19 protein-coding genes and 2 pseudogenes are annotated in these 23862 nt (G+C 61.6%); 15 read left to right on the top strand and 6 right to left on the bottom strand.

Annotated elements, in window-relative coordinates:
- The first annotated feature begins 152 nt into the window (after nucleotides 1-152).
- From P0D68_RS03930 to P0D68_RS03905, 6 genes are all read left to right on the top strand, one after another.
- Nucleotides 153-2543, top strand: a complete 2391-nt coding sequence (locus tag P0D68_RS03930) for a HAMP domain-containing protein (protein WP_408294647.1) — start codon at nucleotides 153-155, stop codon at nucleotides 2541-2543.
- A 44-nt stretch (nucleotides 2544-2587) separates the two neighbouring features.
- Nucleotides 2588-3322, top strand: a complete 735-nt coding sequence (locus P0D68_RS03925; RefSeq protein WP_408294644.1) for a methyl-accepting chemotaxis protein — start codon at nucleotides 2588-2590, stop codon at nucleotides 3320-3322.
- Nucleotides 3319-3861, top strand: a complete 543-nt coding sequence (locus P0D68_RS03920; protein WP_408294641.1) for a hypothetical protein — start codon at nucleotides 3319-3321, stop codon at nucleotides 3859-3861. Before P0D68_RS03925 ends, P0D68_RS03920 begins: the two co-directional genes overlap by 4 nt.
- 37 nt (nucleotides 3862-3898) lie before the next feature.
- Nucleotides 3899-4870: a chemotaxis protein CheX gene (locus P0D68_RS03915; RefSeq protein ID WP_408294638.1), complete on the top strand. Its 972-nt coding sequence runs from the start codon at nucleotides 3899-3901 to the stop codon at nucleotides 4868-4870.
- A 20-nt stretch (nucleotides 4871-4890) separates the two neighbouring features.
- Nucleotides 4891-5256, top strand: a complete 366-nt coding sequence (locus tag P0D68_RS03910; protein ID WP_007178665.1) for a response regulator — start codon at nucleotides 4891-4893, stop codon at nucleotides 5254-5256.
- Nucleotides 5257-6111: 855 nt separating this feature from the next.
- Entirely contained in the window at nucleotides 6112-6858 is a 747-nt protein-coding gene (locus P0D68_RS03905; protein ID WP_408188023.1) for a winged helix-turn-helix domain-containing protein, read from the top strand.
- Between the two features lie 101 nt (nucleotides 6859-6959).
- Here P0D68_RS03905 and P0D68_RS03900 read toward each other — a convergent pair whose 3' ends face one another.
- Both P0D68_RS03900 and P0D68_RS03895 read right to left on the bottom strand, forming a co-directional pair.
- Nucleotides 6960-7718 (bottom strand): SDR family oxidoreductase, encoded by a 759-nt coding sequence (locus P0D68_RS03900; RefSeq protein WP_408294634.1) that lies wholly within the window; start codon nucleotides 7716-7718, stop codon nucleotides 6960-6962.
- Nucleotides 7719-7834: 116 nt separating this feature from the next.
- Nucleotides 7835-8794 carry a GlxA family transcriptional regulator gene (locus P0D68_RS03895; protein ID WP_408294631.1) on the bottom strand — a complete coding sequence of 320 codons (960 nt, stop codon included), beginning with the start codon at nucleotides 8792-8794 and terminating at the stop codon, nucleotides 7835-7837.
- A gap of 239 nt (nucleotides 8795-9033) precedes the next feature.
- On the opposite strand from P0D68_RS03895, the gene P0D68_RS03890 reads away from it, so the two are divergent.
- On the top strand, nucleotides 9034-9672 hold the full coding sequence (locus P0D68_RS03890) for an HD domain-containing protein (protein ID WP_091805264.1): 639 nt from the start codon (nucleotides 9034-9036) through the stop codon (nucleotides 9670-9672).
- Nucleotides 9673-9720: 48 nt separating this feature from the next.
- Here the strand turns inward: P0D68_RS03890 and P0D68_RS03885 are convergent, their stop codons facing one another.
- Entirely contained in the window at nucleotides 9721-11307 is a 1587-nt protein-coding gene (locus tag P0D68_RS03885) for a Na+/H+ antiporter (protein ID WP_408294627.1), read from the bottom strand.
- A gap of 540 nt (nucleotides 11308-11847) precedes the next feature.
- On the opposite strand from P0D68_RS03885, the gene P0D68_RS03880 reads away from it, so the two are divergent.
- Complete coding sequence (locus tag P0D68_RS03880; protein WP_286162147.1) at nucleotides 11848-12381, top strand: hypothetical protein; 534 nt, start codon at nucleotides 11848-11850, stop codon at nucleotides 12379-12381.
- The gene (locus tag P0D68_RS03875) at nucleotides 12381-12641 is read left to right on the top strand and encodes a hypothetical protein (protein WP_091805257.1); all 261 of its coding nucleotides are present in this window, start codon (nucleotides 12381-12383) and stop codon (nucleotides 12639-12641) included. Before P0D68_RS03880 ends, P0D68_RS03875 begins: the two co-directional genes overlap by 1 nt.
- 432 nt (nucleotides 12642-13073) lie before the next feature.
- On the opposite strand, the pseudogene P0D68_RS03870 reads toward P0D68_RS03875, so the two are convergent.
- Nucleotides 13074-13226 (bottom strand): annotated as a pseudogene (locus P0D68_RS03870) (GntR family transcriptional regulator); the annotation flags it as partial.
- Between the two features lie 230 nt (nucleotides 13227-13456).
- On the opposite strand from P0D68_RS03870, the gene P0D68_RS03865 reads away from it, so the two are divergent.
- The gene (locus P0D68_RS03865; RefSeq protein WP_408294623.1) at nucleotides 13457-13732 is read left to right on the top strand and encodes a hypothetical protein; all 276 of its coding nucleotides are present in this window, start codon (nucleotides 13457-13459) and stop codon (nucleotides 13730-13732) included.
- A 192-nt stretch (nucleotides 13733-13924) separates the two neighbouring features.
- On the opposite strand, the gene P0D68_RS03860 is transcribed toward P0D68_RS03865, so the two are convergent.
- Nucleotides 13925-14647, bottom strand: a complete 723-nt coding sequence (locus P0D68_RS03860; protein ID WP_408294620.1) for a GntR family transcriptional regulator — start codon at nucleotides 14645-14647, stop codon at nucleotides 13925-13927.
- A 161-nt stretch (nucleotides 14648-14808) separates the two neighbouring features.
- Here P0D68_RS03860 and P0D68_RS03855 point away from each other — a divergent pair, with 161 nt between their 5' ends.
- The 4 genes from P0D68_RS03855 to P0D68_RS03840 all read left to right on the top strand — a co-directional run bounded on the left by P0D68_RS03855 (nucleotide 14809) and on the right by P0D68_RS03840 (nucleotide 21339).
- Complete coding sequence (locus P0D68_RS03855; protein ID WP_408185034.1) at nucleotides 14809-16029, top strand: pyridoxal-phosphate-dependent aminotransferase family protein; 1221 nt, start codon at nucleotides 14809-14811, stop codon at nucleotides 16027-16029.
- A 180-nt stretch (nucleotides 16030-16209) separates the two neighbouring features.
- Nucleotides 16210-17496, top strand: coding sequence for an MFS transporter (locus P0D68_RS03850; protein ID WP_091805248.1), 1287 nt, complete (start codon nucleotides 16210-16212; stop codon nucleotides 17494-17496).
- A 39-nt stretch (nucleotides 17497-17535) separates the two neighbouring features.
- Nucleotides 17536-18285 (top strand): 2-keto-4-pentenoate hydratase, encoded by a 750-nt coding sequence (locus tag P0D68_RS03845; protein ID WP_408294615.1) that lies wholly within the window; start codon nucleotides 17536-17538, stop codon nucleotides 18283-18285.
- Nucleotides 18286-18318: 33 nt separating this feature from the next.
- Nucleotides 18319-21339 (top strand): FAD-binding and (Fe-S)-binding domain-containing protein, encoded by a 3021-nt coding sequence (locus tag P0D68_RS03840; RefSeq protein ID WP_408294612.1) that lies wholly within the window; start codon nucleotides 18319-18321, stop codon nucleotides 21337-21339.
- A gap of 35 nt (nucleotides 21340-21374) precedes the next feature.
- Here P0D68_RS03840 and P0D68_RS03835 read toward each other — a convergent pair.
- A pseudogene (locus P0D68_RS03835) lies at nucleotides 21375-22292 on the bottom strand (helix-turn-helix domain-containing protein).
- Between the two features lie 157 nt (nucleotides 22293-22449).
- On the opposite strand from P0D68_RS03835, the gene P0D68_RS03830 reads away from it, so the two are divergent.
- Nucleotides 22450-23349: a DMT family transporter gene (locus P0D68_RS03830; protein WP_408185038.1), complete on the top strand. Its 900-nt coding sequence runs from the start codon at nucleotides 22450-22452 to the stop codon at nucleotides 23347-23349.
- The last annotated feature ends 513 nt before the right edge of the window (nucleotides 23350-23862 follow it).

Below are 23862 nucleotides of genomic sequence, written 5' to 3'. Positions count from 1 at the left end.
TGACGCGTTAAATGCGGTTTAAAAGTCTGTAGTCATCGCTTAGTAACATGCGTGGGCAATACTCCGCAGCGCTGCAAGTCAGACCATATTTCGCATAAAACGCGCTGCTCCCATTGAGGGCTGACGCGAAGGCCAGACCCCGGGGGGTTCACATGACTATTCGTCATCGCATCACGCTATTGGTTGTTCTGATGTTCGTCGCCTTGTCGGCGATTGGCGGCTACGCTGTCTACCAGACGCGCGGCAGCGCGGCCGAGGTGCGCAAGGTAACCGAAGGCGTCGTTCCGAGCGCGCTCGCTTCCGCCGACCTCGTGTCGCAAGTCAAAGACGTGCAACTCGCCACGATGACACTGGTCTACGCGCCCGACGCCAATATGGTCGCCCAAGCTCAGGACGAACTGAAAAAGAAGCGCGCTTCGTTGCAACAGGCGCTCGCGTTGCAGGATAAAGATGCCGCGAGCCACGCCCAGAAGGGCCTTGTTTCGCAAGCTAAAGACAGTCTCGAGAACTATTTCTCCGCGATCGCCGAGACGGCCAAAATGAAGGCCGACGGCAAGAACGAACTCGCGCAGGCCTATCTGTTCGCCAATGTCGCGCAGTATCGCGACGAACTCGAAGGAATCGTCGAGACCTTGCGCGTCGAGAAGAATCGCGAGAAAGACGAGGCGATTACCGCGTTGAACGCCACACTCGCCACGACGACCACGGCGATCGCGGCGGTCACGGGTATCGCGATCATTCTGCTGACTTCGATCGGCTCGCTGCTCTACCGTCAGATCACGCGCCCGCTCAGCCGCATGCAGGCCATGATGAGCGAGATCGCCTCCAGCCAGGATTTCACGCGGCGCGTGCCGGTAGGCCGGCTCGATGAAATCGGCCATTCGATCGTTGCCTTCAACGGCATGATCGAGAAGATTCAGGAGAGTTCGGCGCAACTCAAGCAGAAAACCGCGGACATTCAGGCGATGTTGCAGAACATGCAGCAGGGCATTCTGACGGTGATCGACGGCGCCGTGATCCACGCGGAGTACTCGGCCTATCTGGAAGACATCTTCGAAACGAAGGACATTGCCGGGCGCGGTTTGATGGATCTCGTCTTTGCCGACACGGACCTCGGTTCGGACGCGCTTTCGCAAGTCGATGCGGCCGCGCATGCCTGCCTCGGCGAAGACTGCATCAACTTCGCGTTCAATCAGCATCTGCTGGTCGGCGAGATTTCCCGACGCATGCCCGATGGCCGCGTGAAGATTCTCGACCTGAGCTGGTCGGCGATCACCGATGAAAACGACGTGATTGTGCGCCTGATGCTCTGCGTGCGCGACGTCACCGAGTTGCGCAAGCTGGCCGCTGAGGCCAGCGAACAGCGCCGCCGACTCGACATGATCGGCGAAATTCTCGCGGTCAGTGAAGAGAAGTTCCACCATTTCATCGAGAGCTCGGCCGGCTTTATCAGCGAGAACGAGCGGATCATTCGCAAGCATTCGGCGGCGGATCACGCGGCGATTGCCGAGTTGTTCCGCAATATGCACACCATCAAGGGTAATGCCCGCACTTATAACCTGCAGCATCTGACCAACGTCGTTCACGAAACGGAACAGAGCTATCACGAGCTGCGCCAGCCGGACGCGGGCCGCTCGTGGGATCAGGAGCATCTGATGCGCGAACTGACGCGCGTGCGCGAAGCGATCGAGAGCTACGCGAAAATCAACGAACAGAGCCTTGGCCGCAAGGGCAAAGGCCAGCTTAACGACGCGGGCAACTCGGCTCACTACGTGATGGTCGCGAAAGAGCATATCCAGCACACGCTGAGCATGCTGGAGCAGACCGACGCCGGCGAACTGCACGAACTTCAGTCCATGCGCGAAGCGCTGCGCCGCACGCTGCGGGCACTGGGCAGCGAAAGCGTGCGCGACGCGCTGTCCGGCGTGCTGGACTCGCTGCCGTCGCTTGCGAGCGAGTTGGGCAAGCCCGCGCCGAACGTGCATATCGACGACAACGGTTACCGTCTGCGTGGCGAGGCCGGTGGCACGTTGAACAATGTGTTCATGCATCTGTTGCGCAACTCGATGGATCACGGCATCGAAACCGCCGAGACACGCAGCGAGCACGGCAAGAAGCCGGCCGGCACGATCCACATTGAAGTGGGCGTGGACAGCGGCGCGTTGCAGATCACGCTGAGCGATGACGGCCGCGGCCTCGCGCTCCATCGCATTCGCGGTATCGCAATGGAACGCGGCTGGATTGGTAGCAACGACACGCTGAGCGATGAAGCGATCGCCGATTTCATTTTCCGGCCGGGCTTCTCGACTGCGGAAACGGTCACGGAGTTGTCCGGCCGCGGAGTCGGCATGGACGCCGTGCGCGATTTCCTCAAGCGCGCGAACGGCAGCATCGAGCTGCGCTTTACCGACGATCAGAAGGGCGCGGCGTTCCGTCAGTTCCAGACGATTGTTTGCCTGCCGGATAGCGTCGCCGTCGATACGCTCGGCGTGGAAGCGCGTGGCGAAACCGGCGCACTGCAACTCGACGCGATGGCGGACTGAACGCCGCATCGGCGTACGGCGCGACGGAATTCGAAGGAACGGTTGTGATTCAACAGTACGTATTGGCGGCGGCAGCAGGCAGCGCGGTGACCGCGTTGCTGGCATTTGCCGCACACAAGCTGCACAGCGCGAAGCTGACGGCACAGTTGCGCGCCGAAGCGCAAGCGCGGATCGACACGCTCGAAGCCGGGCAGGCCCAGCATAGCGCCGCCATTCGCGAGTGCGAGCAGTCCGAGCAGGCATTGCATTCGTTGACCACGCAGCTACGCGAGGAACTCGCGCTCCAATCGGCACGCGCGGACGAACTGCGTGACGCGCTGAAAGCGGCCACCGAGGACAAAGACCAGTTGGCGCATCAGGCCCGGCAGATCGCCGGCGAGGCCGAGCGCCTGAAGAGTCTCGGTGCGACATTCGAGCGCTGGCACGAACAGATGATTTCGCTCATGACGCAAAACCACGACATGCACGCGAAGAATCAGGAGCTGTCCTCGATTGTGCGGCATGTGGTGATCGTGTCGCTGAACGCGTCGATCGAAGCGGCGCGGGCGGGTCCGGCGGGTCGCGGCTTCGCGGTGGTGGCGAGCGAAGTGCGCGCCCTCGCCGCGCGTTCCGAAGAGTTGTCGAAAAGCTATCGCGACAGCCTGCATCGCAATGACTTGACCACGACGTCGACGTTTCAGGACATTCAGGCCGGCGGCAAGATGATCGCGGCGTCGCTCGCCAGCGTCGAGTCGCTGGCCAATCAGTTTCATTCGAAGCTGCACGAGGTGGCGGTGTGATTTCGGCCCACGCCAGGGACAGCTTCGAGCGCATTTTCCGCCAGGCCGCCGAGGCGCGCTTGCCGCTGGATGCCGGCGATCTGTGCGAGATTGCGCCGCTTGCCGAGGCCGGCCTTGGCGCATCCAAAGACTCGCAAGTGGTCGTGCTGACCATTTCGTCGATCGTGTTCAGGCTGCTGCTGATCCTTCGTTTCGACGAAGACGACAGCACGCGAGCCTACTACCTGAAAGACACCGCCGACGAACGGCACTTCCAGGAGGTCTTTCTGGAAATCTGCAATCTGTGTTGCGGGGCGATGAATCAGGCGTTGTTGCGCTACTTTCCAGACCTCGGCATGTCGACGCCTTACGTGCTGAACGCGCGTTGCCTGCCGCATCTGCATGAATTGAAGCCGGGTCTGCTGTCGTCGTATTCGGTCACGCTGAACGGTACCGTGCGGCTCGCCGCGACGGTATGCGTGTGTGCGCATGCGCCGATCGACTTCATCGCCGACACTGGCGCGCTCGAAGAAACCAGCGGCGAGCTGGAGTTGTTTTGATCAGGCGGCGAATCCCCGCTGCGAGCAGGAACGCAACATGAACATGAACAAGCCGGTCAGCAAGGTGCTGGTGCTGGACGATTGCCCGGCTCACAAAGAGGCGCTGAAGCGCTTTTGCGACGAGAACAACCTGGTCGGCGTCAAGGTCGGCAAGAACCGCTTGCAGTCGGTGCTGCGCTCAAATATCGATCTGGGCGCGGTGTTGTTTGCCGAGCATTACGGTGGCTCGCCGGAAGCCAGCGCCGAGATCGCGATCAGGATCAACGCGGTGCGTCCCGAGTTGCCGATCATCATGAGGCGGGACGACGGCCCTGGCATGGACGGCTTGCCGGAGAGCTTGCGGCGCGTGGTCTGCGCGGCGTACGTTGCGCACGATATGGCGCCGCTGCGGCAGGTGATCGACGAGTACATTTTCAGCCTGGATTATCCGAACGCACTGGTGCGCGGCATCGCCGACATGACACAGGCCATTCTGGGCGAAGTGTTCAAGGATCTGACCATCACGTGCGACACGCCGCATATCGTGCGCGACCGCATCATCTTCGGCGAGGTGTTCAGTCTGATTCCGCTCGAAAGCGCATGGTGCCGAGGTTACATGATGATGCAGGCCGAAGAGACACCGATTCTCGACCTGCTGGATCGTTACCGGATGATCGACGACGCGCAACACGGCGAAGCCGATTTCCGCGACCTGAACAGCGTGCTCGGCGAGGTGACGAACCTGATCTGGGGTTCCTTCAAGAACCGCTATGTCGGCGATGCGGACGCCTGGGCGCGCAGCCAGGTGCAGGTGCCGCTGCTGGTGAATCACAAGCACAAGTACATTTCGTTCGGCAGCGGCAATCCGCAATTGTGCTTCACGTATTGGTTGAAGGACCCGCGGTCGAGCCGGGCGGTCAAGTTGCATCAACGTTTTGTGTTCAGCCTGAGCTGGTCGCCGGAGGATTTCAAGGAAGTCTCGGACGACGTCGGCGCAATGGTCGAGGCAGGCGAGCTGGATCTGTTCTGAGTGTGATCATAGGAAAAAACATGTCGAAAATTCTGGTGGTGGATGATTCGAGCACGGTGCGCGACGAAGTGGCCGGCTTTCTGAAGAAGAACGGTCTGGACGTCGACACGGCGGTGGACGGCAAGGACGGCCTCGCCAAGCTGAAGGCCAGCCCCGGCATCAAGCTGGTGATCAGCGACGTCAACATGCCGAATATGGACGGCCTCACGATGGTCGAGAAGATTCGCGGCGAGCTCGCGAACAAGACCGTCAACGTCATCATGCTGACCACCGAGAGCAGCCCGGCGATGAAGGAGCGGGGCAAGGCGGCCGGCGTCAAGGGATGGATCGTCAAGCCGTTCAAAGGCGATGCCGTGCTGGAAACGTTCCGCAAACTGGCAAGCTAAACGCTGCTGCGCGGGAGTCGCACGCGAAGGTGAGTGTTTTCGGGAGCCGCGTGCAAACGTGTCTTTGAGTCGGTTTCCGCGTTCGCTGCGGCGGTCGAAACAGGCTAAATACGCGAATAAACCGATCCGCGCGGTGATTGAGGCCGCGCATCCGGATACGCTCGCTCGTTCAAAGGTGAGGATATTCGGGACCTTTCATGTATCGCGTGAAGGCGCTCAGAAAGCATGGTTCGTTGAGGCGTGCGGCCCGTGCGCATGCTTCGCTCAAGGACCTCGGATCGAACACGGTGAGTGGCGGAATCGATCGGCACTCACCCGGCCCCTGTTTCAGCACGATGGTGTCGAGGGCCGGACCACATCGTTCAAAACACCCATTCCCTCGCGCAAATCGCGCATTTCCATCTTGAGGCAACGCCCGCACACGCACGGCCGCTTACCTGGGTATGCAAATTACTCTGCCAGTTCTAAAGGTGAGGGTTTGCGGGAGTGGCCTGTTCTCGGGCATCCGGGCCACGCCCAGCATGCCCTTGCGGCCTGCCCCCAAGCTCGAAAGGTGAGCGTTTTCAGGAGCAGTTCAACGCGCGCCTCGTGCCAAACCCAAAGCGCTCCATGCCAAAGGTGAGCCTTTTCGGGAGCGAGACGGCAACGCTTACCGTGCGGCACATGCGGCGTGCCATATCACGTTCCGAGTTGAAAGAGTTGGGAAGAAATTGGCAACCTTGGGGGCTGTTCCGCGTTTTGAGAACACCCGCATGCAGGGATGATGGCGACGCGGACGACAGCGGGCGCGGATTGACTATATCCGCACGCCAGGTGCCTGTCTCTGAACAACGATCGTCTCCTGGAATCAGTTGGATGAGTCAGCATATTCTTTTCGTGGGCGCCGATGCCGGCTTGACTGCCGTGGTGGGCGAATCATTGCGCGGCCAGGGCTGCGGTGTGTCCGCACGTCCGCCGGGCGCCGGGCTCAAGCATGTGGTCGAGATGGAACGGCCTTCGCTGCTGGTGCTCGACATTTCGGCGCCGCATGGCGATGGTCTCGCCGTCTTGCGCGACCTGCGCATGGGCGGCAACGATGTGCCCGTGATTCTGCTCTCGGCGAGCAACAAGGCGATTGATCGTGTGATCGGTCTCGAACTCGGGGCCGACGACTTCATGAGCAAGCCCGCCGACCCTGCCGAACTGCTCGCCCGCATTCGCGTGCTGCTACGGCGGCGCGGCACGGTCGCTCCGGGTGCGCCGGAGACGCGGCCGCCGTATCGCTTTGGCCGCTGCGAACTGAACTTCTCCGCGCGCGAATTGCGTCGCGACAACGAGCACTTCGCGTTGCGCAGTTCCGAGTTCGCGTTGCTCAAGATCTTCGTCAATCACGCGATGACCGTGCTCACGCGCGTGCAGCTCAACGAGAAGCTGCGCGGCAATAGCGTGTTGCATCAAGGGCGTAGCCTCGATGTGTCGATCTGGCGGCTGCGTCGTCTGATCGAAATCGATCCTTCCGAGCCGCGTTACGTGCAAACCGTGTGGGGACGCGGCTATGTGTTCGTGCCGCACGGCGAGCTGGGTGCAGCCGAGCGCGGCGCGCTGGTCGCGCCCGGCGTGTAGATCAGCGGCGAGCGACCCAAAAGGTGAGACTTTTCGGGAGCGCACGACGCGATCCAATGTCGCGCCGTTTTTCGCTCCGTGTTTTGCTCCGTTTTTGCTGGTTACGCCGGCTTCGCGATCTCGCGAATGTCGGCGACCGGCGTTTGACCGAAAGCATCGCTCAATGCGTAGTCGAGCAACTGGGTAGCGCACTGTTCAGGCGACGATAGTTGGCCGCTGCGCTTGAGGTCTTCGAATTTCTCGCGCATTGGAAACTGTTCGGCCCCGCTTCCGCGAATCTCGGCCTGCATATTCGTATCGATCACGCCCGGCGCCAGACTGCAGATACGCAGCGCGCGATTCGCATCGAGCGAGACGGCGCGCGCGTGATGATCGAGCGCGGCCTTCGTTGCACAGTAGATGCTCCATCCGGCATACGCGTTGCGCGCCGCGCCGCTGGAGATGTGCACGATGCGCCGGTCGGTTGCGTCGACGGCGGCTGCGGCGAGCGCGCTGGCGAGCATCAACGGCGTGGCGACATTGAGGCTCACCGCGCTTGCGATGGCCGCTGCGTCCTGTCCTTCAATCGGGCCGATCGGCTGCACCATCCCTGCGTTGTTGATCAGCAGCACGGTGTGCGCGCCGCTGACGAATTCGCGCAGCGCAGGGGTCGCGATCCATTGCGAGACGCGGGCGGTGTCGGCGAGTTCGAGTTCGATTTCTTCGAGCAGCGCCGGGAAATGGTTTTTGAGCGTGGCATGACGCGAGCGGGACAAACCCAGCACCGCGATTCCGCGAGCAAGAAGTTGTTCGGCGAGCGCCGCGCCCAGGCCACGGTTGTGGCCGGTGACGATCGCACGGATCGGAGAAGAGGTGGTCATGTCGGTCCTTGAAATCGTTGGCGTGAGCAAGGCCGCTATTTTCTCACGCAATATTTTCCCGCGTCTTGCGCCCTGTGCCGACCCTCGGACGCGTTCATGTCCGCGTACGCTCAGATTCAAGGCGAGCGAAAGCGCTCCCGATACTGCATGGGTGTCGCGCCGATCCGCTTACTGAAAACAATGCGCATGCGATCTGCTGTGCCGAAGCCGCAGTCGTACGCGATCGCCTTGAGCGCCGCGCCACTGCTCTCGAGCAGCTTGCGCGCGGCATCGACACGAGCACGCTCGACGAATTCATGCGGCGTCACGCCGGTCTCCTGCACGAACACTCGCGCGAAGTTGCGCGCGCTCATCCCTGCGACGTCGGCCAGTTGCTTCACCGTGAAGCTCTCGCGAATCCGTTCCATGACGTGCGCCTGGACTTTGGCAACGGGCGACGTCTCGTCGACGGGCGCGGTCAGGTAGGGGCTGAACTGCGACTGGCCGCCTTGCCGCTGCGCGAACACCACCAGGCGTTTGGCGACCGCGAGCGCGATGTGCGGCCCATGATCTTCAGCAACCAGGGCGAGCGACAGATCGATGCCGGCCGTCACGCCGGCTGATGTGACGAGTGGTCCGTCGCGCAGGTAAATACGGTCGAAATCGACGCGCGCGTTGGGAAATTGCGCCGCCAGTTGTGCTGCATGCTGCCAGTGCGTGGTGACGTGGCGGGCATCGAGCAGGCCCGCGTGGCCGAGCGCGAATGCGCCGGTGCAGATGGAACCGTAACGGCCGCCCTGCGTGGCGACGTTGGCGAGCCACTCCAGCACGCGCGCGTCGGGCGCACGATCGGGCAGCGCGGGCCCGCCCGCGACAAGGGCAAGATCGAACGGACGACGCGCTTCGCTGAAGGTGGCGTCCGCGACCAGCGTCATGCCGTTGGACGCGCGCAATGGTGCGGATTCCGCGCCGATCAGCTTCACCTCGTAGTGATCTTCGGGCGCGGTGAAACGGTTGGCTTCGGAAAACACGTCGACGGGGCCGGCGACGTCGAGCGCCTGCACGCCGGGAAAGATGGCGATCGCAACGGTGGGCATCGAAAACTTCCTGTGACGATGGACGGACTCCGCATGCCGCGGCAGTCAACGCGGTGCGTTTGGCAGTGTTCAACGGTCCACGACGATTGTTTGCGGCGGCGCGTTGACCAATACTGGACTTCATCGGACGCGTTGCTTGAATCGCTGAAAAAAGCGCCGCGGACCAGCATACCAAACGCGCTTTCAAGTCACAAAGACCGCGCGTTCCGTTCATTCGAATCCATTACGGAGTTCATTACATGACCACGATCGCAGGCATTCAGATTCCCGACAGCATGATGGCGCGCGAAGCCACCCAACTCGTGCGCGATACCGAAACCGACTTGCTGTATCACCATTCACGGCGCGTTTTTCTGTTCGGCTCGCTGGCTGGCGCGCGCAAGCAGCTGAAGTACGATCCCGAACTGCTGTACATCGGCGCGATGTTTCATGACATGGGGCTGGTTGCGCCGTATAGCAGCGAGCACGACCGCTTCGAGGTGGACGGCGCGAACGCGGCGCGTGATTTCCTGCGACGTCACGGCATTGGCGAGGACGACATCGATCAGGTTTGGAACTCGATCGCACTGCACACGACGCCTGGCATTCCGCAGCATATGAAGCCGGTGATCGCGCTGGTCACGGCGGGCGTGGAGATGGACGTGCTGGGGCTCGCCTACGATGAATTTACCGAGCACCAGCGCCACGAGGTCACGCACGCGCATCCGCGAGGCGCGCATTTCAAGGAAGGCATTATCGACGCGTTCGCGCACGGCACCATTCACAAACCGGAGACCACCTTCGGGAACGTGAAAGCGGACGTGCTGGCGCTGAAGGACCCGCATTACCATCGCGAGAATTTCTGCACGATGATTTTGGGTTCGGCGTGGAAGGAGTGAGTTGCCGGTGAGCGTTACGAGCCAATTCGGAGCAGATGACATAGGCGCTCAGCCCCTGCCATGCAACGCGGCGATCTCCTGCAGATCGAGATCGTGTTCGAGAATAGTCAACAGTTCATCGTGAAGCAAGCCCGTTCGATGCAGATGCAATAGCTCGATGCGAGCCGCGGAGACGGCTGCCAGCACAACGTCGTAATGGGCAGCGCGTTCTGCTGCGGGGAAGGCTGCTTCGTTCTGATAGCCCTGCGTGATGCGCGCGCGGTAACTGTACTGTTCCAGCAAACGTGGATGAATCACGCTGCCATCCGGCCCGTGCACCAGCGGCTGGATCGCGGCGAGTTGCGCGGCTTCGAGCCGTGCCCACGCCTGCGGCTCGGTCAGATGCCGTGCGTTTCGTTCGGCCGCGTGGTCCGGATTGATCCATTGAATCAGTGGTCCGATCGTCGTGCCCTGCCCGAGCACCGTTACCAGAATCACGGCAAATGAGGCGACCAGAATCAGATCGCGGCCGGGCATGGTCTCCGGCAAGGAGAGCGCGATAGCCAATGTGACCACGCCACGCATGCCCGCCCAACTCGTGACAGTAGCCGAGCGCCAGTCGGCCTTGCCGCCCTCGCGACGCGTCAATTTGCACACGAGCGCTTTCAACCATTCCGTCACGAAGACCCACACGAAGCGTGACAGCACGACCGCCGCGAGCACCGCGCCGACGGCCGGCGCGAATGCGGTCAACGTATCGCCGACGCCGCCCAGCCGCACGATCACGCCGCGCAGCGATAGCCCGATCAGCATGAACACCAGCGCTTCCATCAGGAAGATTAGGACCTGCCAGAAGGCGGTGCCGCGCATTCTTACCGCGGCCGAGAAGACTTCGTGCTGATGCCAGCCGAGCACCATCCCGCAACTCACCGTCGCGATCACACCCGATACATCCAGCACGTCCCCGACGATGTAGCTGATCCAGGCAGAAAGCGTCGATGCGATGATGACAAGGTACGCGTCGTCGAGATAGCGCAGCAGCTTGACGACCAGGAAGCCGACCGCCACGCCTACCGTCACGCCGCCCAACGCGAGCACGGCGAAGCGTCCAATCGCATGCTGTGCGCTGAAGGTACCGGTTAGCGCGGCCGCGACGGCGAAGCGGAACAGCACGAGGCCGGCGGCGTCGTTGAGGAGGCTTTCGCCTTCGAGGATCACCATCAGGCGGCGCGGTAGCGCAACGCGTTCGAGCACGGCCTTCGCGGCAACGGCATCTGGCGGCGAGACGATCGCACCCAACGCGAAGCAGGCGGCCCATGGCAACGCGGGCACGACCCAATGCACGACCAGACCGACGCCGAGCGTGGTGAACGCGACGGCGCCGATCGCGAGCAGCAGGATACCGCCGAGATTGCGCTTGAACTCGTCCCAAACGGAGAAGTAGGCGCCGTCCATGAGGAGCGGCGGGAGGAACACGATCAGGACCAGCTCGGGGTCGAGATTGAAGCGCGGGAGTCCGGGCACGAAGGCCATTGCCGCACCGCCGACCAGCAGTGCGGCGGCTGGCGGCAGCCGCAGCCGCTTGGCGAGCAGTTCCAAACCGATAATCGCGACGAGCGACAGCAGAACGACTTTGAAGCCCATGACGGACGACATGCGCGGCCTCGCTGGGTGGCAGGAGAACTACTTTTTATCACACGGCGGGTGCGGTGCCTGTGGTTGCGCCGACACAGGATAGGTGTGTGGTATCAATCACTTGGGTGGACTCTGCGCAGGTTGTCCACAGCCTTGCGAACAATTTGTGGGGATAACTGACGCGCGCCTGCCCGCAGGATTTGGGTTGCCGCCAGTTGCATTCCTCCGCACCGTCGGTGACAAAACCATTCGCTTCAAGCACTTAAGCGTGCAGCCCCCGAGTTATCAACAGCCCTGTCAACACAAACTGGGGATAACGTGTCCTGCGATGCACAAGGTCTCCAAATATCTACTCCACTTGAATCGACAACCTGGTAGTTGGCACACGACCTCCGGTTGTCCGTGTCATCGGCACACGGCCCGTCTTTTGTGGGGAATATCGTTCACCAAAGAACCTGATATCTGCGCTTGATCTCCACGGCGAGAATGCGGAGCTTATTTTTCTGAAGTGAAGGCGGTGCGCCAGTTCTTGAGCCTTGGCTCAACCCTATCTGACGATTTTTGTTAAAGGTTCCTACAGCTTGCGTTGGCAATGATGCCGAACTGGGTGTCTGGCTGACGAACTGGGAACTCGGGAACGACCCGGTTGCGCCACCTGCGAACCTGACAGGACTCCAGTCGGATGCTCCAGCATTTGTGCCTGATATCTGCGTCGAATGCTACATGGCCTGGAAGGCGTTGCCGACAGGTAAGCTATTCGGCCAGGAACTGGGCGAAACACTGCCGGCATGGCGCGAAACCACCGAGTTGATGCTGAGCGATCAGGCGCAGGTTCCCTATCCTTCGCTCGTGCCGGATTTGACGAGTTCTGCGAAGCGGTCAACGCTTTACAGCGCTCTTTTCAAATCTGGAACCGGCGACGGCGGATTAGTGAAGTGCGGTGGCCGGGAAGATCACGAAACAGCATGCTTCGCACAGTATGATGCTCAGATGACTATGTGCAATTCGGTTGCTCGTCATATGGGCGGCGCGCGGGCAATCGCGCTGTGTAAAGAGAAGGCATTTCAAATCTATCAAAAATGCAGAGGATATTAATGGAAAAAAATAGACCGTTTTCCATAGTCCTGACCTACATCGAAGATCGTCAACAGTTTGCAGTGCAAGCGGTTGAGCGAAGCAGATTGGCACCGGTCGTGGCCGGGACGTTCGAGGTGCCGATTCTGCTGGACGAGCATAGGTTCAAGCTTGACGATGCGTTCGCGCGAAGGCTTGGGGCAGCGATGCTTACGCTGATTGCATTGGGGCAGCCTGAGCTTAACCAATACATGAGTCTTACAGAGGATCCGATCGACTAACTTGATGGAGACAATGAGAACCGAGCCTTAGAGAAATAGACTCTGCTTAGAGAAATAGACTCTGCTCTGCACCTGAAAAGAGCGGGGACGCGGTTACTGCGCTGCAGGCTGCCAAGGATAGGGGCGATACAGAAGGCATGGTCGCCGCGCTGGTTGACTACAACAATTGGCGCGAAGGAGGTGATTCGCGTGCCGAACTGCACGCGACTGGCGGTGTGGTGAATTGGTTGCCTTGGCAGCCGCAGTGCGTTCAGCACGATTGGCGGCGCTGCCGGTGCGGGTATGTCTTCGCTCCTTGCGCCGCAGACAAAGAACTTAGCGACGCCGTTGCAGGTGCGACGGGCTCGTCGCTGATCGGCCACCTGACCGGGAACATCGCATCGGCCAAACACCGCTTAGGTGCCTTAGCTCAACCCGCCCCGCCTCAAACCTTCAACCCCCCGCCGCCGCCTCCTGCGATTGCACCTGCAAAACCGCATCGCGCTTATCAAGCAGATGCTGCCGGAGAATCGCGCTCAGCTTCTTCCCGTCACGCGCCTCGAGCGCCTTGAGCATTTCGTCGTGGTCGTGAATCGCCCTATCCCATATTTGACGAGTTCTGCGAAGCGGTCAACGCTTTACAGCGGCCTGTTCAAGGGAGGTGATCGTGGATTCGTTAAATGCGGCGGTAGGGAAACTCATGAAGCCGAATGCTATGCTCAGTATGAAAACGATAGAGACGGATGCCGTCTCTTGGCCGGACCAAGAGGGAAGCGAAACTAGGCTCTATGCTTGGCGAACGCTTTTGAGAGATATCAACAATGCAGGGGGTATTGATGCTTAAACGTCCGCCGTATTCAATGGTTGTGACCTACGTCGAGAATCCACAACAGTTGATCATGCAAATTGTTGAGTCAGCTAGGGTGGCTCCGCTTCTGGCCGAGTGTATGGAAGTACCATTCTTTGTGGACGACGATGAGTTCGAATTTGACGACGAGTTAGCGCGGCAGCTCGGCGTAGCAATGCTTAACGTGATCGCGGAGGGGCGGCCTGAAGTCAAAAAGCGTTTAAACGTCACGCAACACCCCCTTGACGCGTCACCAGAGGAGTAACTGGCCAAGTGCCCGGCGCTGCCGCTATCACGAAAAGCGCACGGGTCTGGGGACAAGCGGGCTGACTATCGCGGTCGGCACCAACAAGCTCGCCACGACCGACCAGAAGTCGAGCGTCACGAACAACGCGAACACGGTCGGGTCGATCAACGGCAAACACCGCTTAGGTGCCTTAGCTCAACCCGCCCCGCCTCAAACCTTCAACCCCCCCGCCGCCGCTTCCTGCGATTGCACCTGCAAAACCGCATCGCGCTTATCAAGCAGATGCTGCCGGAGAATCGCGCTCAGCTTCTTCCCGTCGCGCGCCTCGAGCGCCTTGAGCATTTCGTCGTGGTCGTGAATCGCCCTATCCCATTTCGGAACCTGGAAGTTCGACCTGAACCTGAGCGCCTGCAAGCGTCGATTCACCGAGACATAAGTCTGCCGCAGTGCTGAATTCCTGGCCGCCTCGTTAATCTTGTCGTGAATCGCCTGATTTCTGCTGTAGTACCCCGCCAGATCATTTTGCGTTCGGCACGCGAGCATGGCGTAATGCAGCGCCTTGATCTCGGCGAGTTCGGCCGCCGTCATCCGCTCAGCCGCCAACTCGCCCGAAAAAGCCTCGAGACCACTCATCAACTCGAAGGTCTCGCGCAACTCGGCCTCCGACATCTTCGACACGGACGCGCCGCGATTCGGCGAAATCTCGATCAGCCCTTCGGCGGCCAACACCTTCAGCGCCTCGCGCAACGGCGTGCGCGAAATGCCGAGCGTTTCGCACAGCTCGCGCTCGTTCAGTTTCTTGCCCGGCTCCAGCACGCCTTCGACGATAAAGCCGCGAATGTGCTCCACCACCGTATCGTGCAAGCGCTGCCGCTCGACCTTCGGCATGAGAGGCGACGGGGAGATGCCCGCCTCGAAATTCGAATTTTGCATACAAAAGCCCTCCACATCTCATTAGGCGAGATTTTATAGGAAGCTGAAAGATTAGTTAACGGCGCGGGTAAACACCGGTGTCGACGACCAACTTTCGCCTTGGGTCGCTGAAGATCGTCTGATATAGTTTTTTGAATGCAAAATTCAATCGGAGGAGCCCAATGCTCAAATTAGACTTTCACCCCGCTGGCCGTCACTTTTTGCAGATCCCGGGTCCGAGCCCGGTGCCCGACCGTATCCTCCGGGCGATGAGCTATCCGACCATCGACCATCGCGGCCCGGAGTTCGGCGAATTGGGTCTCGCGGTACTCGACGGCATCAAGAAAATCTTCAAGACGCAGCAGCCCGTGGTGATTTACCCGGCCTCGGGCACGGGCGCCTGGGAAGCGGCGCTGTCGAACACGTTGAGCCCCGGCGATCACGTACTGATGTTCGAAACCGGCCACTTCGCCACGCTGTGGAAAAAGATGGCGGAAAGCCTTGGGCTGAAGCCGGAGTTTCTCGGCCTGCCGGGCATTGAAGGTTGGCGTCGCGGCGTACAGCCGCAAATGATCGAGGAGCGCCTGCGCGCCGACACACAACACACCATCAAAGCGGTGTGCGTGGTGCACAACGAAACGTCGACCGGCGTGACCTCCGACATCGCCGCCGTGCGTCGCGCAATCGACGCTGCGGGTCACCCGGCCTTGCTGCTGGTCGACACGATCTCGGGCCTCGCGTGCGCCGACTACCGTCATGACGAATGGGGCGTCGACGTTACCGTCTCGGGCTCGCAAAAGGGTTTGATGCTGCCGCCGGGCATCAGCTTCAACGCGATCTCGCCGAAGGCCATGGCCGCCAGCAAGCAGGCAAAACTGCCGCGCAGCTTCTGGGACTGGAGCGACATCGTCGAGATGAACAAGACGGGCTACTGGCCGTACACACCGAACACGAACCTGCTTTACGGCCTTAACGAAGCGCTCGAAATGATTCTCGGCGAAGGGCTCGACAACGTGTTCGCCCGTCACGAACGTCTCGCCGAAGCGACGCGTCGCGCGGTGCGCGCATGGGGCCTGGAGATTCAGTGCGCCGATCCGTCGGTGTATAGCCCAGTGCTCACGGGCGTGATGATGCCCGACGGTATCGACGCCGATGCGGTGCGCAAACTCATCTATGAACGCTTCGACATGTCGCTCGGCACGGGTCTCGGCAAGATGAAAGGACGCATGTTCCGCATCGGCCATCTCGGCGACTGCAATGACCTGATGCTGCTGGCCACGCTTGCCGGTTGCGAGATGGGGCTGCGGCTCGCGGGCGTGCCCCTCAAGGAAAGTGGCTTGCCTGCCGCTATGGAATGGTTGAGCCAGCCGATCAAGACGCAAGGCCTGAAAGCCGCGGCCTGAGTATTGCGCGCGACCAGCGACTCGCAGAGATAGGGAAGGCATGCTGCCCTTCCCTCAAGAAGCCGCGCATAGAAAGCGGTCCGAACAACATGCGATGGGCCCGCGGAGCAAAACGCCGACGGGCCGAGACGCAGCGCGCCATATCAGGCCCGCCGTCAACACATGCAATGGAGAGAGACGATGAAGCGGTTTCGTGTGACCAGTGCGACCAGTATCGTTCTAGTGATGCTATGCATCATGTACTTCATCACCTACCTCGACCGCGTCAACGTCAGCACCGCGGCGGCGGGTTTCGGCAAGGAATTCCATCTCTCGCATACGGAAGTCGGCCTGGTGTTCTCGGCCTTCGCATATCCGTATCTGATCTTTCAGATCATCGGCGGATGGGTCAGCGATCGTTTCGGCGCGAAACGCACGCTGATTTTTTGCGGGGCCATCTGGGGCGTCGCGACCTTGCTGACCGGCTTTGCCGGCGGTCTGGTTTCGCTGCTGGCTGCGCGCGTGCTGCTCGGCTTCGGCGAAGGCGCGACGTTTCCGGCCGCCACCTCCGCGATGGCCCGCTGGGTTGCCAAGGAAAAACGCGGCTTCGCGCAGGGCATCACGCATGCGGCGTCGCGAATCGGCAATGCGGTAGCGCCTGGCCTGATCGTGCTCGTGATGGCGACCTGGGGCTGGCGTGAATCGTTCTATATCTGCGGCGTGTTCAGCCTGTTGTGGGTCGCCGTGTGGGCCATTACCTTTACCGAACATCCGAAAGACCACCCGCGTATCACGACCGACGAACTCGCCGTGCTGCCCGCGCCGAAGCCGAAAGCCGCTGGTGTGCCGTGGGGCAAACTGTTTCGCCGCATGTGGCCGGTCACGATCGTGTACTTCTGCTACGGCTGGACGCTGTGGCTGTTCCTGAGCTGGATTCCCCAATACTTTCTGCACAGCTATCACCTGCAATTGCAGAAGTCGGCCATCTTCGCTTCGGTGGTGTTCTTCGCCGGCGTGATCGGCGACACGCTCGGCGGCATCGTGACCGACTGGATCTTCACGCGCACCGGCAGCCTGAAACGCGCACGCAGCTGGATGGTGTCGGTCTGCATGTTCTTCTGCCTGCTCTCGCTGATTCCGCTGATGTTCACGCACAGCCTGTATCTGTCGATGGCCTGTCTCGCATCCGGCTTCTTCTTCGCCGAAATGACAATCGGTCCGATGTGGGCGATTCCGATGGACATCGCGCCGGAATTCTCGGGCACGGCGAGCGGCATGATGAATACCGGCTCGGCATTGGCCGCGATTATCTCGCCAGTGGTCGGCGGCTTTCTGATCGACTACTTCGGCAGTTGGGAATTGCCGTTCGTCGGCAGCATGCTGTTGATGGCGATCGGCGTGGTGCTGGCGTTCCGCATGCAGCCGGAAAGCAAGTTCGCGCTCAACGCCGGCGACAAGGCTCAAGTTCCCACTAGCATGGGCGTTTGAGCACACCGCACCGTTCCCTCTCTCTTTGCCTTTGACGACATGATGACAGCACTCAGCCGGCTTCTTGCCGACGCACGCCGCAATCACGCCACGCTCGACACGTTGTCGCCGGAGCACACGCCCGCCGATGCCGCGGCAGCCTACGCAATCCAGCACGAAATCCTGGACGCATGCGGCGCGCGGATCGCCGGCTGGAAGATCGGCGCGAAGTCCGACAGCGGTCCGATCCAAGGGGCGCCGTTGCCCGACCTCGACTTGCATGCCGACGGCGCGCGTCTGCCGCGTGAAGTTTTCGCGCCGCTGGGGCTCGAACTGGAAATCGCATTTCGCTTCGGACGCAGCTTCGAACCGTCCACCACGCCGTATAGCGAGGACGAGGTGCGGGCAAGCATTGGTTCGATCGGCGCGACCATTGAAATCGTGTCGAGCCGCTACGTGGCGTGGCCCTCGGTCGACAAGCTCGCACAACTCGCGGATCTGCAGAACCATGGCGCGTTGATCGTGGGCGAATTCACACCGTATCGCGAGGACTTTCCGTTCGTGGCGCCGTCGCTGCGTTTCAGTTTCGACGGGCACGATGTGGTGCAAAGCACGCCTGCCAACCCGGCCGGCGATCCGCGGCGTCTGTTGACGTGGCTCGTCAATCACGCCACGTCGCGCGGCATTGCCGTGACGCCGGCCATGGTCGTCACGACTGGTTCGTACACCGGCATGTTCTTCCCGAAGAACGCGGGCACGGCAAGCGGGCGCATTGAAGGGCTCGCGCCGGTCAGCCTCACGCTCTACTAGCCGCTTCCCGTGTTATTGCCATAGGGCGACGATATGCCGAACCCCACATCCGCTCTACTCGTCAAGCCGATCCATCTGGTCCCTTCCGCCGCGCGTCTGACGAGTCCGCTCGCGCAGCATCTGCGCAAATCGCTGCGCGGCGACGTGTTGTTCGATGCGGCGAGCCGCGGCCGTTACGCGACCGACGCGTCGATCTATCAGATCACGCCGATCGGCGTGGTGGTGCCGCGCGACCAGGACGATTTGCGCATCGCGCTGGAAATCGCGCGCAGCGAGAAGGTGCCGCTCCTCGCGCGCGGCGCGGGCACGAGCCAATGCGGCCAGACGGTCGGCGAAGCGCTGGTGATCGATACGAGCAAGTGGTTGAACAATATCGTCGCGTTCGACGCCGAAGCGCGCACGGTGACGGTCGAGCCGGGCGTCGTGCTGGACCACCTGAACGCCTGGCTCAAGCCCTACGGTCTATGGTTTCCGGTGGATGTGTCGACGGCCGCGCAATGCACGATCGGCGGCATGGCCGGCAACAACTCGTGCGGCTCGCGCTCGATCGAATACGGCAACATGGTGCACAACGTCGACGCGATCGACGCGATTCTCGCGGACGGCAGCGAAGCCCATTTCGGCTCGTTGCGCGACGCGCCGCAAGGCGCGCGCTTGCAGCAGATACTCGCGGGCGTGAAGCAGATCGCCGAGCGCGAGCACGACGAAATCGTGACGCGCGTGCCGAAGGTCTTGCGACGCGTGGCGGGCTACAACATCGACTTGTTCGATTGCCAGAACCCACGCGCTTATACCGACGACGGCATCGCGAATCTCGCGCATCTGCTGGTCGGCTCGGAGGGTACGCTCGCGTTCAGCCGGCAACTCACGCTCAGGCTTGCGCCGCTGCCATTGCATAAAACGCTCGGTGTGGTCAACTTCCCGACTTTCTGGCAGTCGATGGATCTGACGCAGCACATCGTCAAGCTCAAGCCGGTGGCGGTGGAACTGGTCGATCGCACGATGATCGATCTGGCGATGAGCAATCCGGCGTTTCGTCCGGTGATCGGCAAGGCGCTGGTCGGCGAGCCGCAGGCCATTCTACTGGTCGAGTTCGCGGGCGAGGACCGCGAAGCGCAACTCGCGTCGCTCAAACAACTCACGGAACTGATGGCCGACCTCGGCTTGCCCGATTCGGTCGTCGAGATGCCGGACGCGAACGAACAGAAAGCGTTGTGGGAAGTCCGCAAGGCCGGGCTCAATATCATGATGAGCATGAAGGGCGACGGCAAGCCGGTGTCTTTCATTGAAGATTGCGCGGTGCCGCTCGAACATCTGGCCGAATACACGAGCCGTTTGACCGAGGTGTTCCATCGGCACGGCACGGAGGGCACCTGGTACGCGCATGCGAGCGTCGGCACGCTGCACGTGCGGCCGATTCTCGACATGCGGCGCGACGGCGCGCAGAAAATGCGCGCCATCGCCGACGAAGCGGCGGCGCTCGTGCGCGAGTACAAGGGCGCGTATTCCGGCGAACATGGCGACGGATTGTGCCGCGGCGAATGGGTCGCATGGCAATACGGGCCGCGCCTGAATCAGGCGTTCACCGAAATCAAGATGCTGTTCGATCCGGATAACCGCTTCAATCCCGACAAGATCGTGCGTCCGCCGAAAATGGACGACGCTGGCAATTTCCGCTTCGCGCCAGGCTACAAGGAGCAGCGCATCGACACGGCGCTCGACTGGTCGGCATGGAATGTCGAACGCGACCCGCTGACCGGACGGGAGACGCTGCCCGGCACCGGTAACGATCTGTCCGGCGGGCTCGCGAAGGCCGTGGAGATGTGCAACAACAACGGCCACTGCCGCAAGTTCGACGCGGGCACCATGTGCCCGAGCTATCGCGTGACGAAAGACGAACAGCACCTCACACGCGGCCGTGCGAATACCTTGCGTCTCGCGATTTCCGGTCAACTCGGCGAAGCGGGCCTCGCCAGCGACGACGTCAAGGACACGCTCGATCTGTGCGTGTCCTGCAAGGGCTGCAAGCGCGATTGTCCGACGGGCGTCGATATGGCGAAGTTCAAGATCGAGGCGCGGGCCGCGCGCGTCAAGCATCACGGACTGCGTTTGCGTGACAGGCTGGTGGCTTTCATGCCGCGTTACGCGTCGACGGCGAGCCGCTTTCCGGGTTTGATGGCGCTGGCCGACAACGTGCCGGTGCTGTCGGCGTGGTTCAAGCGGTCCGTGGGTTTCGCGCCCGAGCGGAGCTTGCCGCGCTTTCAGAAGTCGTTTCTGGCTAGTGCGGTGCCGGCCAAGGCGACTCGCGGCGCCGCGCTGAAAGAGGTGCTGCTCTTTGTCGATACGTTCAACAACAACATGGAGCCGGACAACGCGCGCGCTGCGCAGCAAGTGCTGGAAGCCGCCGGCTACACGGTGCACTTCAATCAGCGCCATGGCGAGCGGCCCGTATGTTGCGGCCGCACGTTCCTCGCGGCGGGTCTCGTCGATGAAGCGAGGCAGGAAGCGCGGCGCATGCTCGATCTGTTCAAGCCGTTCGTGGAGCGCGGTGTGCCGATCGTCGGACTGGAGCCGTCATGCTTGCTGTCGTTGCGCGACGAGTTTCTGCACTACGGTTTCGGCGACGAAGCGCGGCGGCTCTCGCAACAGGCGTTTCTGTTCGAAGAGTTTCTGGTGCGCGAGAACGAAGCCGGACGTTTGCAGCTTGCGCTGAAGCCGTTGGCCAAACAGCAGGCGCTGGTGCATGGCCACTGCCATCAAAAGGCCTTCGACGCCTTTACGCCCGTGCAGACGGTATTGAAATGGATTCCTGAGTTGAAGGTGTCGACGGTGGAATCGTCGTGCTGCGGCATGGCGGGCAGTTTCGGCTATGAAGCCGAGCACTACACGACGTCTCAGGCGATGGCGGAGCTATCGCTGCTGCCGGCGGTGCGCAAGATGGACGACAACACGCTCATGGTCGCGGACGGCACGAGTTGCCGGCATCAGATTCACGACGGTGCGGGCGTCGAGGCGATCCACGTGGCACGCTTGCTGGCAATGGCGTTGCAATAACGGCGCGTAGCGCGGGACATGCCGTCTTTCCGCATTCAGCCGGCAACCGCCTGCCGATACGCGGTCGGCGCCACGCCTACACTCTCGCGGAACCGGTGGCTGAAATGGCTGGCATTCGCATAGCCGCATTGTTCGGCGACCTGCGCGAGCGGCAGCGTCGTAGTCCGTAATAAAGTACGCGCGCGTTCGAGCCGCTGCTGCGCGATCCACGCGGCGGGTGGCAGTCCGAACGAAGTGCGGAACATGCGCGCAAGATGAAATTCCGACAACGCCGCGACGCCGGCAAGCTCGCCGAGCGTGAGCGTCTGCGCCAGATGGCTTTCAATATAGTCGCGCAGCCGCCGGCGAGTCGCAACCGACAGCCCGCCTTTGAGCGACGCATCCGTGCGGCGCACGCCTTGGGCGCGCTACAGCAGACTGAGCACCTGATGGGCGGTCTCATTGGTGCGCAGCAAGCCGTCAGGATCTTGCCAGTCCTCATTCGCCAGCGATTGACACAGACTGGCGATGCGCGCGTCTTCGAAATACGTGCGGTCGGCGAGGGTCAGTTCGCGCGGCTCGCGATCGAGCTCCTGAACGGCGCGCTGGGTGAAATGCTCCGGCAGGAAGTACAGATGCATGAAATGCATGTGGCCACGTACCCACCAGCGTGACTCGTGGTCACCGGGCAGTGCGCAGAGTCGCGACGGCGCGCCGTAATGCCCGGGCATTTTCTGGCGCTCGGTGCGATAACCGCCATCCAGGTAGCACGACAGCGTGTGATGGCCGGGGCGTTCGTAGATGGTTTCGGCTTCTTCCGTGTCGCGCGTCCAGACGGCGATGGCCAGCCGGTCGCCGAGCCACGCGAAACGGTCCAGATTGGCGTTGGCGCTGCTCAGCGTGTGACACACCGACTGAAGGCCAAACGGCGTTTCGGCGGAGTGGGTCGCGGTGGCGGGCGGTCTGGTGTTCACGAAACGGGCGGAAACTTGTCTTGACTGAATGAGCGTCAGTATACGGCGACCCGCGCGAGGCGGCTTGCCGCTGCCGGAAAATGCGCAATTTTGGACAAGTGCAACCGACGGGGGTGCGGCATAGTGAGTTCCCGTATTCGCTGTTGCAGGCTTGGCCATGAATCTTTCGCTGTATGTCGCCACCGTTCTGATCTGGGGCACCACGTGGATCGCAATCAAATGGCAACTGGGGGCCGTACCGCCGCCGGTGTCGATTGCCTGGCGTTTCTGGATCGCCGCACTGGTGCTGTTCGCTTTGCTGCGTATCATGCGCCGGCCGATCTGGCCGCCGCGCGCCGCGTGGCGATTTCTGGTCGCGCAAGGGTTGGCGCTCTTCTGCCTTAACTTTCTGTGCTTTTACTACGCCGAACAGGTCGTGCCGAGCGGCCTCGTGGCGGTGGTGTTTTCCACCGCGCCGCTGCTGAATTCGATCAACGGTCGGCTGTTCATGGGCCGGCCTTTGCAACCCACTGCAATTGCCGGGGCGTTGCTCGGGCTCGTTGGCATCGTGTGTCTGTTCGTGCAGCAGATGACCGGACACCTCGGTGATCACGCGGCATGGTTCGGTCTGGGAATCGCGTTTCTCGGCACGCTGTGCTTTTCGGCCGGCAACCTGCTGTCGAGCCGCATGCAATCGATGGGCTTGCACCCTTTCGCCACCAATAGCTGGGCGATGATGATCGGCGCCAGCGTCTTGACGGTGGGAAGCGTATTGGCAGGTTTCTCGTTCGCGGTCGAACCGTCCGCGCGTTACCTCGGCGCGCTCGCCTATCTCGCCATTTTTGGCTCGGTGATCGGCTTTACGGCTTACCTGATGCTGGTCGGGCGCATTGGACCCGAGCGTGCGGCTTACTGCACGGTGTTGTTCCCGATCGTGGCGCTGGCGGTATCGACGGTATTCGAAGGTTATCAGTGGTCGGCGCTAGCCGTGGTCGGCCTGTTGCTGGTGGTCGCCGGCAATCTGGTGGCATTCGACCTTACGCGGCGCATCTTCGTGCGACGGGTGCGAACCTCCTGACGGGCATCCTGGCAGGGGGCCGGCGTCGCATTGATCCGTTCGCTCAAAGGTGAAATTCCCAACGGTCGTCTGCGCACCCGCCGGCGTTTGAGGTGAGCGTTTTCGGGAGCTAATGACGCGGTCGGTCAGCGCATTGGTGAGCTTATTCGGGACCCCGAGTACAGCCGGAAATGGAGGCGTGCGAACGCCGCCAGCGCCTCCGCATTAACCACATGGGTAGACGGATCCGCCCAACGCACTTATAATCGTTGCATCCTAATCGCGAGATAGCAGCCAAATAGGCTAAGTTGGAAGGGGTTGAGTGCAAACTGGCAACACTTTGCAAACGCCCTAGCGCCGGTGCGAACCGGCACTCAAAGGAGGCCCCAAACCTCCGTCGGACAAGCGGCTCGACGCCGCTGTCCAAATCATCGATGGATCTGGCACCAGTTTTGCTGACTGGTTCGCCACCGAAGGCGAATTCACCCCGCCCTCGCGCCGGGCAAACACAAACGCCTTGGCACCCCTCGGTTC

The sequence above is a fragment of the Paraburkholderia sp. RL17-380-BIE-A genome, assembly GCF_046028085.1.
Lineage (GTDB): Bacteria > Pseudomonadota > Gammaproteobacteria > Burkholderiales > Burkholderiaceae > Paraburkholderia.
The sequence above is the reverse complement of the archived record's forward strand: the minus strand, read 5'-3'. Positions and strand labels throughout refer to the sequence as shown.